10 protein-coding genes are annotated in these 12,591 nt (G+C 46.1%); 7 read left to right on the top strand and 3 right to left on the bottom strand.

The window, feature by feature from the left end; genetic code table 11:
• Positions 1 to 30: 30 nt before the first annotated feature.
• Complete coding sequence (locus tag HYX70_03475; GenBank protein ID MBI2798327.1) at positions 31 to 924, top strand: phosphoribosylaminoimidazolesuccinocarboxamide synthase; 894 nt, start codon at positions 31 to 33, stop codon at positions 922 to 924.
• Positions 925 to 1,342: 418 nt separating this feature from the next.
• Here the strand turns inward: HYX70_03475 and HYX70_03480 are convergent, their stop codons facing one another.
• Positions 1,343 to 2,347, bottom strand: a complete 1,005-nt coding sequence (locus HYX70_03480) for a fructose-bisphosphate aldolase class I (GenBank protein MBI2798328.1) — start codon at positions 2,345 to 2,347, stop codon at positions 1,343 to 1,345.
• Positions 2,348 to 2,446: 99 nt separating this feature from the next.
• Positions 2,447 to 2,896, bottom strand: a complete 450-nt coding sequence (smpB, locus tag HYX70_03485) for an SsrA-binding protein SmpB (protein MBI2798329.1) — start codon at positions 2,894 to 2,896, stop codon at positions 2,447 to 2,449.
• Positions 2,897 to 3,072: 176 nt separating this feature from the next.
• Between smpB and HYX70_03490 the strand changes: the two genes are divergently transcribed.
• Positions 3,073 to 4,659: an arginine--tRNA ligase gene (locus HYX70_03490; GenBank protein ID MBI2798330.1), complete on the top strand. Its 1,587-nt coding sequence runs from the start codon at positions 3,073 to 3,075 to the stop codon at positions 4,657 to 4,659.
• On the opposite strand, the gene HYX70_03495 is transcribed toward HYX70_03490, so the two are convergent.
• Positions 4,660 to 6,702 (bottom strand): hypothetical protein, encoded by a 2,043-nt coding sequence (locus tag HYX70_03495; protein MBI2798331.1) that lies wholly within the window; start codon positions 6,700 to 6,702, stop codon positions 4,660 to 4,662.
• 82 nt (positions 6,703 to 6,784) lie between these two features.
• Here HYX70_03495 and HYX70_03500 point away from each other — a divergent pair, with 82 nt between their 5' ends.
• From HYX70_03500 to HYX70_03520, 5 genes are all read left to right on the top strand, one after another.
• Positions 6,785 to 9,622 carry an ATP-dependent helicase gene (locus HYX70_03500; GenBank protein MBI2798332.1) on the top strand — a complete coding sequence of 946 codons (2,838 nt, stop codon included), beginning with the start codon at positions 6,785 to 6,787 and terminating at the stop codon, positions 9,620 to 9,622.
• Positions 9,619 to 10,122: a hypothetical protein gene (locus HYX70_03505; protein ID MBI2798333.1), complete on the top strand. Its 504-nt coding sequence runs from the start codon at positions 9,619 to 9,621 to the stop codon at positions 10,120 to 10,122. Before HYX70_03500 ends, HYX70_03505 begins: the two co-directional genes overlap by 4 nt.
• Positions 10,123 to 10,265: 143 nt before the next feature.
• Positions 10,266 to 10,598 carry a hypothetical protein gene (locus HYX70_03510; GenBank protein MBI2798334.1) on the top strand — a complete coding sequence of 111 codons (333 nt, stop codon included), beginning with the start codon at positions 10,266 to 10,268 and terminating at the stop codon, positions 10,596 to 10,598.
• 21 nt (positions 10,599 to 10,619) lie between these two features.
• Complete coding sequence (locus HYX70_03515) at positions 10,620 to 11,468, top strand: prephenate dehydratase (protein ID MBI2798335.1); 849 nt, start codon at positions 10,620 to 10,622, stop codon at positions 11,466 to 11,468.
• A 52-nt stretch (positions 11,469 to 11,520) separates the two neighbouring features.
• On the top strand, positions 11,521 to 12,591 hold the full coding sequence (locus HYX70_03520) for a DNA recombination protein RmuC (GenBank protein ID MBI2798336.1): 1,071 nt from the start codon (positions 11,521 to 11,523) through the stop codon (positions 12,589 to 12,591).

The raw sequence follows: 12,591 nt of genomic DNA on the forward strand, positions 1-12,591 counted from the left end.
TCCGACCCCAACCCAACGGAAGGAAATTCCATGAACACTATCGATTTGCCGCTGCTGTCCTCGAACAAGGTGCGGGATGTCTACGACGCCGGCGACGGGAGGCTTCTGCTGGTCACCAGCGATCGCCTCAGTGCCTTCGACGTTGTGATGAATCAGCAGGTGAAGTACAAGGGCATAGTGCTCAACCTGATGTCGGAGTGGTGGTTCAACTTCTTCGGTGATACGCCCAACCACATGATCACCACCGATCTGGCCAAGATGCCACCAGGAGTGCCACGCGTTCCTGAGCTCAAGGGTCGAGTGATGCTTTGCCGCAAGGCCGAGATGCTGCCCATCGAATGCATCGTGCGTGGCTACATCACTGGTTCGGGCTGGAAGGACTACAAGCGCGACGGTGCAGTCTGTGGTCACCAACTGCCCGAGGGGCTGCTGGAGTCGCAGAAGCTGCCCGAGACGCTGTTCACGCCCTCTACCAAGTTCGAAGCCAAGGATCGCAACATCGAACTCGACGAGGCAATGTCGCTCACAGAGGAGCGATTCTCGGGGAGAGGGGAGAGCTTGGTGTTGTCGGCACGCACCATGACCACCAACCTCTACGAGGAGGGTGCGGAGTGGGCGGCCGAACGCGGCATCATCATCGCCGACACCAAGTTCGAGGTCGGGGTGGTAGACGGTGAGCTGACCGTCTGCGACGAGATCCTGACTCCTGATAGCAGCCGGTTCTGGCCGGCTGATCAATGGGTGCCAGGCACAACGCCACCTAGCTTCGACAAGCAGCCTGTGCGTGACCACCTGGATGCCTCAGACTGGGACAAGGAACCTCCACCACCCGATCTTCCAGATGAGGTGGTGGAGGCAACCAGCGGCCGATACGTCGAGGCATACAAGCGGATCACCGGCAGCACGCTCCCACTGGCCGCCTGAGCCAACAACAGCAATATCGCAAGCAATGGGTCGCAAGACCCCGAAAAGGACTTCGGAATTTTCCGTCACCCATTTCGGGGTTCTTTTCGTTTAAGCAAAATTTGCTATTGGCATGTCGGCATTTGGCGTTGTGCAAAAAGTTGGCCAAGGCCAAATAAAATTCGTAGCGTCTAAAAAATTAAATGTAAAAATTGTTAAAAATGTTTTGGGCAAATTTAGTACAGTATAAAAAAAGCAGGTTAGCGTTTGCCCGGGGGCGTTGCTAACCTGTTGGAAGAGCTTTGTTTTTGTTTTTGAGTAATTTATGTGTGCAGCACTAATACAATAATAGCGCTTATGCTGAGTACCTGTCAACAACTTTTTTGAACTTTTTTATAAGTTTTTTAATACAAAATTTTATTCGTGCACCCCCCAACAATTATAATTGGCCGTCGCGGGCGAGTGAGTTGAGCGCCAAGCGCTCAATAAATGCAATTTGAGCCGGCGCAATATTACGCTTTTTGCCACGCCACGTACTCAGCGCTGGTTCTTGCACGGCCCGTGAATACGAAAAGCTAATTGGCCAAGGCTCTTTGCCGGCCCGGGCAATGGCGTTGAGATCCTCGGTAGCTTGCCGAGGAGTCTGCCCACCAGATAGAAAGACGATTCCGGCTACCTCCTTGGGCACCCGCTGGCGTAACACCCTTACAGTAGCTTTGGCCACATCTGATGGGCTAGACGGCCTAGAGCTGTCGTGGCCAGCCAAAACCATACTGGTTTTTAAAATAACACCCTTAAGATCGACCCGATAAGCAATTAACAGATCGAACAGCACTCGCAACACCTGGGAAACCACTTGCTCGCAGGTTTCTAGGCTGTGATTGCCCTCATATAGCACCTCAGGTTCGACGATTGGCACCATACCGGCCGACTGAACCAAGCAGGCATAGCGAGCCATCTGGTTGAGATTGGCGTGAATAGCCGCGGCAGTTGGCAGGCGTAATTTAGAGTCTATCTGAAAAGCTGCCCGCCACTTGGTAAAGCGAGCGCCCATTTTGTAGTATTCGTCGAGGCGTTCGGCCAGGCCATCTAGGCCTTCGGTAATGGTCTCGGGCTCGAAGTTGGTGAAGGGGACTAAGCCTTTGTCGACCTTAATGCCCACAGCTATACCTTGCCTTCGCAAATATTTGGTAAACTTAATACCAGAGTTGGTTTTTTGGCGAATGGTCTCGTCGTATAGAATAACTCCACTAATATATTGTGCGAAGTTAGGTGCAGTAAATAGCAAATGGCGATATCGGCGCCGCATTTCGGGCGAACTGGGTATGCGCAAGGCTGCAAACCGCTTCTCGGCCGACTTATTGCTTTCATCGGCTGCCAGCAGGCCCCTAGGGTCGGCCATAAGATCCTTGGCTATCTTGGCTAAATCACTATTAGCGCTCATGCTTACAATATTAGCACGTACACCAGGAAATATTAAGTATTTTGATAGAGCAATCTTGTAATCTCTACAGAATGTTTATGCTATAGCACAAAGTATAAGTTACTTTGACTGCCCAACTTCACGGTCAGCATCGCGCAGCATATCGTGTTTTTTAATCTGTTGGCGTTTGTCAAACTGCTTCTTGCCACGGCCGGCCCCAAGCTCAACTTTTACCAAACCGCGCTCAACACCAACGCTTAGTGGCACCACGGCCATGCCACCAGACTGCACTAAGCCTTGCAGCTCATTGAGCTCACGCCTATGCAGCAGAATTTTGCGACTTTGGGTGGGCTCGTAGTCTTTGAGCCCAGTAGCGTGTTTATAGGGGGTGATGTGGGCATTGGTAAGCCAAGCTTCGCCGCCGCGAAAGCTTACAAAGCTACCTTTGAGGCTGATAGCCCCAGATTTTACACTTTTAACTTCGTGACCAGCCAATACTAAGCCAGCCAAGACCGTTTTAGCGATGTCGTAGTCATAGCGGGCCCGTTTGTTGCTGGCTACAATCTTCATAAGCTCAATTATAGCGTATAAACCCTGCAATCAGATACAACAACTTCTGCATTTGGCGCATTACTGTGTTGCTCACTACGCTACTCCTTTGGCGTACGATTTTGTACGCTGCCGTCCGTTGCTTACTCGCACCTTGTACTGCACTCAAATCAGAAGTCTTGTATAATATGGACATTATGACTACCGAAGAGATCAAAAAAATCATTGCAAGAACGGCTGCCAAAACATTCGAAGTGGAAGTGCCCGATTTCGAGGTCAGCTACCCAGAAGAGAAATTTGGTGATTTTAGCTCCAATATTGCCTTTAAGCTAGCCAAGCCACTATCAAGAGCACCCCAAGAGATTGCTAGTGAGCTGGCCAATCAAATTAAGCATGCTGACATCAAGAAAGTAGAGATGGCCGGGCCAGGTTTTATTAACTTAACCATGGTAGATAACTACTGGCTCAAAAAACTAGCTAATCTAGAGTCAAATCTAAGCCGCAAACTTGTAAATAAGCCTCAAAGAGTGCAGGTGGAATTCATTTCAGCTAATCCAACGGGACCCCTAACTCTTGCAAATGCCAGAGGCGGCTACCTGGGCGATGTACTCGCTAGCGTGCTTTCACAGGTGGGGCACGATACAACCAGCGAATACTACATCAATGATGCTGGTGGCCAGGTAGAGCACCTGGCAAATGCTATCAAGGCCGAATCTGGCCAAGCCATAGAAGGTGAACGTCAGTACACGGGTGAGTATGTTGCTGAGTTGGCTGCTAAGCTCAAGTCTGAGCTGGGCAAAGATGATCTTGGCTGGAGAGCAGTAGCAGAAATTATTGAACTTATTAAAGCTACGGCTGATCGAATGGGGATAAGTTTTGACGTTTGGTTTAGCGAGCAAAGCCTGATAGATAGAGAGCTGACCAAAAAAGTTATTGATGTATTCGATCAAAAAGGGCTGATCTACAAGAAAGACGGCGCAACCTGGCTAAAAACCACTGAGTTTGGTGATAACCGCGATAGAGTATTAGTAAAGTCATCTGGCGAATATGTTTATCTAGTTAATGACTACGCGTATCATTACGAGATATTTACAGATCGTAAGTTTGACAGGGCAATTAAAATTTGGGGCGCAGATCACGCCGGCCAGGTTGAATCTCTCAAGCTTGGGGTAAAGCAGTTGATCCCCAGCTCCCAGCTTGATTTTATCTTGCTACAGATGGTAAGGATTATTAAGGACGGTAAAGAATTCAAGAGTAGCAAACGGGCCGGTAACTTTATAACGGTCGATGAGCTGCTAGATGAAGTGGGCAACAGCGATGTGGTACGATTCTTCTTTTTGCTGCACTCCTCAGATAGTCAGATGGACTTCGATATAGATCTAGCCCGCGAGCATTCTCAGCAGAATCCACTGTACTATGTCATGTATTCATACGCGCGCGCCAACTCAATTCTAGAAAAGGCTTCTCAGAATAATCTTAAGCCGGTTGGCAGACTTGATAAGCCCAATAACCACGAGCGCAACTTAATTAAGCAGCTGGATAAGTTTCAGGAATTATTACTGCAAGTTGCAAATAGCTATGAAGTGCACAAGCTAAGCTTTTATGGACACGAAACTGCTAGATTATTCCATGCCTACTATGAGTCAGAAAAGATAATAGAATTAGATAATCCTATTGCGGCCGGCAAGCTAGGCCTAATTAACTCCTATAAGCTTTTTATGGAGCAATACTTTAAGCTAATTGGTATAACTGCGCAAGCCAAAATGGACAGTAGGTCAGATTAGCTACTTTTGGAGCGGGAAGCTTAAAATCGTATTGCTATTAGCTACAAATATTTGTTTATTACTGTCGTCTATGGCAAAAGAATTGATGTTTGTTGCGTCGGTTACAACATACTGGCGTATATATTGAGCCGAATTACTACCAAGTTGGATTTGTAGTATCCGACCATCATTTAGCAGTAAAAATAGGCTAGTTAAGTTTTCTGAATACAATATTTTAACTATATTCTGGCTGTTTTTGGGATAGTTTTGTATCTGGAGATCTCGTTTTTGGCCAAGCTGAAAGTTTAATGCAGAGCCGTCGTTATTACCGACGTAAACATTGCCATTTATAGCCATCGAAGTGGCGTTTTGTAGCAGATTTTCAGCCGGATTTTTTAAGTAAGGCGTTTTGGTGCTATAGCCGCCCAGGTTTTTGGTATAACGATAGATTTGATTATCGACAGGCGAGAGGATATATATGTTGCCCAGGTAACTAGCTATATCCACACCACGACTCCATTCGTTTGAGGTGTTCTTGGCTTCTGTTAAGCTGCCATCGGGGCTGAGCAGAAACAGGTTTGGGTTTTTGGTCATAATGTAGCCGGTTGAGCCATCGTTTGCGACCGAACTAGCCTGAACATTAGCCAAAACCTGGTTGCTGGTAGCCACCGAGCCAGACTTAGAATCTAGATTGATTCGCAGCAGGTTCTTGGCCTTGGTGTCGATGGTGTATATGGTTTTGCCAAATAATAATAGTTGTGAAAAGCTAGCTGTGTTTTTGTCTTTGGCGCCGTAAACGGCCTGGGCGTTGACTCGAACGACCGACCTAATGGTGTCCAAAAGTGAGGTGATTTGGGTGTTGAGGCTAGCTATAGTATTGAGCTGAGGGCTAAACTGGGCCTGCTTAGAGGCCAATTTGTTAACTCTTTCGACAGAGCTGGCCGGAATAGAGTTGAGTTTGGTTTGAGCATCTTGTAGACTAGCTTCGGCTTGTTCTTTGTTGCCCTGCGACAGGTCAGTAGCTGCTTGCTGTTCAATTTGATAAGCCTGACTAAATACAGCCAGGTTTTTATCGTTCTTTTGTGATTGCAGTGACAACAAGTAGAATCCAACGAAAATCAGGATAACGCCAACCACAACTATTCCCAAAGCCAGCCGCGGGTTGCGGTTAATGTATTTAGACCAAAGCTTGTTCCAGCCCTCACGGATACCATTACCGGCCGATCTGAGCGCACGGTCTTTGGTTTCGCCACCAAGCCTTTTGGCACCAGACACACTTTTTTGAATGGCTTTTTGGGCATGGGGCTGAATTTTTTTGGCAATCGCACCAGCGGCCGACGTAGTGGCGCCAATAAATGTTTGATTTGGCTCATCGGATAGGGGCTTTTCGGAAAGATCCTTGATCGTAGTTATATTTACAGCAATGGCGCTACACCGACTGGCGCCTTCACCCTGAGGCATGTGCTGAGCGAGCTTGTGTATGCAGGTACTGGGGCTGTTTTCGGTCAGCAGACTGCTTAGGTCAGTTTTTTTGAGCTGGCTAAAGACAGCTTGAGTATAAAACAACAAGCTATCTCTTTTTTGCAAACTACCCTCGATAATCTCCGAAAAAATTAGATCTTTTTGACTATCAGCCTGGTTTAGCTGTCTGAGCTCTTCACCGGGCCGAGCCAGTACGGCGCCAACCCGGCCAAAGAGTGATAGTAATAGCTGAGCCTCGTCGATTACCGCTATTAGAATGCTAATGTGGCCTGGAAGAGTTTTGTTGTGTCTAAACAGCTCCTCTAGATTTTCGTTGATCTGTGACAGAGTTTTTTCGAAACGTTCCTGGGGCTCATCTCGAAACTGGTTGTGGTAGTACAGCTCGCCAAAATCTTGAATGATTGTGTTGGTGATATCTTCGGCCAGGCGCTTATGGCCCTCGATATCGATAACTACATAAAAGCTGCCCACCAAGTTGTTTTCATCTACTGGTGGATCGAACCAATAACTAAAAGCCGCTGCTCGATTTTCGCCTGGCCGGGGAGTGAGTTTGGCTGCCGTCTGCACATAAGTCTTAGACAAAAATTTAAACCCTCCTACCAACAAGCATAACAGATCTGAGACAGGCTATCTAGCGCCATTTATGTAGGCTATAATGGAGTTTATGAGGAATTTAGGGGGGCTCAATGAGGCGCAAAAAGCCGCGGTCGAGCATGGCACGGGTCCAGCGCTGGTGGCGGCTGGTGCCGGCACCGGCAAAACGGCGGTCTTAACATTTCGGATTGCTAACCTGATACTCAAGCAAAAAATACCACAATCGCAGATCTTGGCTCTGACTTTTACAGACAAGGCAGCAACTGAAATGCAGGAGCGAGTAGACAGGCTTTTGCCGCACGGCTATGTGGAGTCCGACATATCGACTTTTCACGCTCTGGGCGACAAGATACTACGGGCGCACAGCTTAGAACTCGGCATAACTAGTGATTTTGTGGTTATGTCGAACTTTTCCCAGGGGATCTTCTTAAGTGAGGTGATTGAGAACTTAGCTGGCAAGCTAAAGAATTATCGCCCGCTAGGTAATCCCAAGCGCTTTGTCAGTGCAGCTGCCAGATTTATATCGAGGCTCAAAGACGAAGCGATTACGGCTGAGCAATTTGCTGAGTTTGTATCGGATCAGATTAAGACAGAAGACGATCTGGCGGAGCGGCGACGGTTGAAAGAGCTTAGCCTAATCTATAAGACCTACCAGGCAGAATCTAGGCGAAGAGGTTTAATTGACTATGGCGACCAGGTGTTGCTAGTTTTGGAGCTTTTTAAATCTAGAGCCAGCGTTTTAAAGACTTATCAACAAAAGTTTCGGTTTATTTTAGTCGATGAGTTTCAAGACACTAATTTTGCCCAATTTGAGTTGGTTAAATTATTATCAGCAGCGCATAGAAACCTGATGGTGGTGGGAGACGACGATCAGTCGATCTATAGGTTTCGTGGGGCTGCTATCACCAACATCTTGTCTTTTGTTGAGCACTACCCCGATGCTAAGCGGATTGTATTAACCAACAATTACCGCTCGGGCCAAAAAATTCTAGACGCAGCTTATAGGCTAATTCAGCACAACAATCCATACCGGCTAGAAAAGCAGCAAAAAGTTAGTAAAAAGCTACTAGGCAGTCGCCAAGGTCAACTGCCTAGGGCTAAGATATTCGATACTCAGGTAGAAGAAGCCGAATATGTTGCCGCTGAATTAAAAAAACTCCATAAAAACGGCTACCGCTACAAAGATATGGCGATCTTAATACGTAAAAATAGCCAGTCGTGCAACTTAGCACACTGTTTAAATCGTCACTTAATTCCTTATGTCTTATCTGAAAGCACAAATCTATTGGAGCAGCCAGAGGTAAAGGTGCTATTACATTTTATAAATAGCCTCAATGACCCCGGCAATTCGCAGGCACTATATGGACTACTGACTAGTGAAGTCTATAACATAGCTTTGAGCCAGCTGGTTGCTGCTAGCGCTCAAGCCGCCAGGACGAGGCTGCCATTAGAACAGTACCTTACTGAGAACAAGCCAGCCGCCAAGCAGATTAACTCAATAATAGAAACCATAAATTACTATCGAGGCTTAGCACACCAGATGAGCGGCGGTGAACTCTTGTATGATTTTTTACAACACTCTGGCTATTTGGTGAGACTAACTAAGCAAGCTCTAACCGATAACTCAGCTGTTAGGCAAATTCAAAACATAACCCAACTGTTTGAGCTAATAAGAGATTTTGAAACAGTTAGTTATGACCCAAACATTGTTTCTTTGTGGAGCCATCTGGCTGAGCTGCAACAAAGCACCGATGACATTGTGGTGCAAGCCTCGCCACTCGATCTAGATGCCGTTCGTATACTTACGGTTCACCGGGCCAAAGGCTTAGAATTTAGAGTCGTATTAATAGTTGATGCGGTAGAGGCGACTTTTCCGGCTGTTAATCGAGCTGAGTTGATACGCATGCCAAAAGGGTTATTCGATTCGCAAGACGGCGCAATTGATTGGCACATTATGGACGAGCGGCGCCTATTTTATGTGGCTATGACCCGCGCCAAAGAGTATTTAAGACTGTCGGCGGCTTATAATCATGGCGGAAAAAGGCTAAAGCGCCCCTCGCGATTCATCACGGAGGCTCTAGGCGAGGTTGTGGTCACCAAAAAGCGCCCCGTGATATTAAAATCAACAGCCGATAGCCTGATAAATTACTCCAGATTGCCAGAGTCTAAATTTGATCCCTTAGCTAGGTTTTACTCTGACGGATGGCTGCAGCTTAGTACCAACCAGGTTGCCGATTATCTACGTTCGCCCAAGGAATTCTGGTATTTTCATGTTTTAAGCTTACCCAAGGGGCCATTTCATGCCCTGGTTTATGGGACAGCAATTCATGCTGCTATAGAGCGCTATTTTAGAGCCAAACTTGCTCACCAAAACATCGGCTTAAAAGACCTTTATGAAACTTTTGAGGCTAGTTGGTTGCAGGAGGGGTTTGTATCGCTCCAACACCAAATAGATCGTTTTAACCAGGGTAAAAATACCTTAAAACACTTTTACGCCAATCAGCAGCGACAAAAGAGCTGCCCAGCAATGGTAGAGCAGCCATTTTTACTTAGACTGCCTGAAATAAAGGTGGCAGTCTCTGGCCGTTATGACGCTGTCTATAAAAACAATGATAAAATAGATATATATGACTTTAAAACCAGCGATGTAGGATCCAAAAAGGATGCTGAAAAACGCTTAAGAGAAAGTATTCAAATGGCTATTTATGCCTTAGCCTGGGAAAAAAACCATCGGCAAGTAGTGAACACAATAGGTCTCCAATTTGTAGAGCGACAAATTATAGCTAAGCTACCACCACCTGCGGCAGAAACAACAATCAGCAAGCTAACAATGGTTTGTAATGGTATAAAAAATCGAGAATTTAGCAAAGTTGGACAGAGTCAAATTAACTTTGAAAAGTTAGTATGAACAAAAAAAGCATAGACTCGACCTACAGAGATCAAGAGTGGTTGGAAAACTTGCTTGCCGATATATGGTATAGATATTTTTCGGACGTGGATCAATCTAACAAAGTTGTAATAAGGTATGGGCGCAAGGCCAAGCGCCGCCTCGGTTCAATATCATTAGACCCAAACGACCAGCTCACCAGCATAATAACTATCAACCCGATATATCAAGACCTTAGTGTACCTGAGTACGTTGTGGTTGCCACAATAGTACATGAGATGACCCACTATGCTCATGGCTTTAATTCTCCGCTAGATCAAAGGCACCAGCATCCACACAGTGGCGGAATTATTAAGGCCGAATTTGCTGAACGGGGGTTAGAAGATATGTTTGTTAAGCAGCGTAAATGGTTAAAAACTAATTGGCCCACCATGGTTGAACGATATTTTGGTCCTCAAATGCCTAAGTTTAGATATACAAGCCCCAAAAAAGTACCAATCCCAAAGTGGTTTAGAATTTAGTGCTTACCTTATATTTTATACCGCTACATAAGCTTTATATACAGATATCGAGATTAGTAATATTGAGTAAATATATAGTTTATTATATTCAAATCCCAGACTATTATTGCAAAGTAGCCGTCCAAGTTGTATAATATTGCCAAATGAAGAAAACCAAACGTCAAGTTAAGAATATTTCAGCCCGATCGCTAAAAAACATGCCCCAATCGGTTAAATATCAACGAACCACGCAGTCTTTTGGTGCTACTGGTCATTTTAAAGCCCGCCATTTCTTAATGATGGCTCTGCTCTGCTTCTTACTTACTCAGGTTATAAAGTTTGTGCTGTACTCGATCATATTTAGAGGCGAGGCCACGCCGGCCGGGGCTGTCTTTAGTTTTGTGGTCTACGTGCAGATTGTATTACTACTCTCAGCTTTCGGCTTCTTGATAATAGCCTGCATAAAAGCCCTTAGGGGCTTAATACGGGCTATATAGCCAATTGCTAAGCTAAAAGGCATGACCACAAAGCGGCACATTGTTTCTATTCAGGGCGAGACCGGCTCGTTTCACCACATAGCGGCTAGGCACTTCTTTGGTGGGCAACTAGAAATATTGGCACGGGACAGCTTTGCTGGGGTATTTTCGGATTTGCAGCAAGCAAAAGCAGATTTTGCCGTGGTAGCGGTTGAAAATTCGCTAGCTGGCAGCATTAACGAAGTTTATGACTTGTTGCGCGAGGACGGCCAGAAGATTATTGGTGAGGTCTATATGCGCATCTCACTTAATCTCATCGGCCAGCCCGATGCAAAGATTAGTGATGTTAGGCAGATTTACTCCCACCCTGTGGCTCTAATGGAGGCCGAACAATATCTAGCTAATTTAAGCGGTGTAGATGTGCACGAGCGCCACGATACGGCCGGCAGCGTGGCCTACATAGCCAAGTCCAAAGACAAGAGTCTGGCCGCAATTAGCAGTAAAGAGTCGGCTAAGCTGTACGGCATGAAGGTTTTGGCGGCCGATATTGAAACCGACAAGCAGAATCACACGCGCTTTGTGCTGCTTGTTCCCCGAGGCTGCAAGAACCCCGACGGAGCCAACAAAAGCTCGATTATTATTACCACCAATCATCAGCCAGGCGCGCTATACAATGCGCTTGGGGTGTTTGCCAAGCGCAACATTAACCTAAGCAAGCTAGAATCCAGGCCAATTATTGGTAAGGGTTGGCACTACTACTTTTATCTGGACTTCGATGCTGGCCTAGATGAGCACAGAAGCAAACAGGCTCTGAGCGAGCTCAAAGACTATACTGGCGAGATTAATATTCTTGGTACCTACATTAAGGGTAAAGTTATCGACCAAGCGTAAAAGTTTTGTTTTTTCGTATTGTGTTCGTAGACCCAAGATGTATAATAGGCATATGAATACATCGGTGGTGATACTTTTGGTGGTTATGGTGCTGGGCTTCGTGGCAGTAATAGTTTATTTGCAGCGAAAACTGTCTAATACCACCGACGACCCGACTGCTAATTTGTTAAAAACCGATCTTCAGGGGTTGCAGCAACTACTTAGTCAAACTCAGTCCCAGATGGGCGAGCGCATTGATCGTAATAACGCCGCCATGCAAGCCAGCCTGCATAAGCAAATGAGCGAGTCGGCTAAGCTTATCACCGATGTTACCGAGCGCCTAACCAAGCTCGACGACACTAACCGCCAGGTGGTAGATGTCGCGACCGAGCTCAAAACTCTGCAAAATGTGCTCCAAAATCCCAAGCAGCGCGGAGTTTTGGGCGAATACTATCTAGACACCGTTCTCAAAAACGTATTGCCGCCAGATCAGTACAAGCTGCAGTACAAGTTTAAAGACGGCGAAATTGTTGATGCGGTAATTTTGCTAGATAAAAAGGTACTGCCAATCGATTCTAAGTTCAGCTTGGAAAACTATAACCGCCTGATAGACGAGAAAGATAAAGTTAGTCGCGAGCGACTGATTAAACAGTTTAAAACTGACCTTAAGGGCCGCATAGACGAAACTAGCAAATATGTTCGTCCCAACGAGGGCACCATGGACTTTGCCTTTATGTTTATTCCTTCGGAGGCTATCTACAACGATCTACTGATTAACAAAATTGGCTTAGCCGATACCAGCTCACGCGACCTAATCGAGTACGCCTTTCGTGATAAACAGGTGATTATTGTAAGCCCTACAACATTCATGGCCTACCTGCAGACTGTAATGCAGGGCTTACGCTCACTACAGATAGAAGAACAGGCCAAAGAAATCCAAAAAAGAGTAGGTCAGCTGGGTGTACACATTAAAAATTACGATCAGTTTATGCAAAAACTGGGTAATTCTCTGGGCGTGACTGTGAATCACTACAACAACGCCCACAAAGAGCTCAAAAAGATCGATAAAGATGTGGTTAAGATTGCTGGTGCCGATGCTGGTATTGAGCCGCTACTGGTTGATAAGCCCTCAATAGATGAGTAA

This window comes from Candidatus Saccharibacteria bacterium, from assembly GCA_016191105.1.
Taxonomy (GTDB): domain Bacteria; phylum Patescibacteriota; class Saccharimonadia; order CAILAD01; family BJGX01; genus JACPPH01.